Consider the following 610-nt stretch of genomic DNA (forward strand, 5'->3'; position numbering starts at 1 on the left):
GTGAGTTGTACTTAAAATTATCTTGCGAAGTTTACTTAATGCACGTACTTGTCACAATCGTGCGCCCGCCTGAACCAACATTAAGTCTAACTCATGGAGTTGCTGTTCTCGAGCAATACTTAGGCTGCTCTCCCCCATGTTAGACACGTAATTCACATCAGCCCCTGCTTCAATAACTGGCTTCACCAATAACATGCTGTTTTGTTCTACCAAGTGCATCAGTAGTGACTTCCCTTCGAACACTATGTCTACGTCAGCGCCTGCATTAATCAAGACATTAGCGGTTGTAAGATGCCCATTCATCGCCGCTTCTGTTAGTGCTGTGCGACCAGAGGCATCCGCATAGTCTAATGCCATACCGGAGCGAATAAACGCCACGACTAAATCATTCAATCCTAAACGACTAACAAGCATGAGCACACTTTCTTGTCCGGGCTGCATGGCCCAATTAGGCTGCGCTCCGGCACGTAATAAAATCTGAACCATGCGTGTTTGCTTTGCGCTGATCGCGTATCTCAGAGGTGTGTGCCCCTCAAACTCTGCATTCACAGAGTCTCCCGCCAAAATACGTTCCTTCATAGCGACTTCATCGCCTGAGGAAATCGCTGTC

1 protein-coding gene is annotated in these 610 nt (G+C 47.5%); it reads right to left on the bottom strand.

Annotation, left to right across the window (positions count from 1 at the left end):
- Positions 1 to 51: 51 nt before the first annotated feature.
- Positions 52 to 610 (bottom strand): ankyrin repeat domain-containing protein (locus A3738_RS04700; RefSeq protein ID WP_068763396.1); only part of this gene is annotated, 559 nt, incomplete at its 5' end.

The organism is Oleiphilus sp. HI0066 (assembly GCF_001635725.1).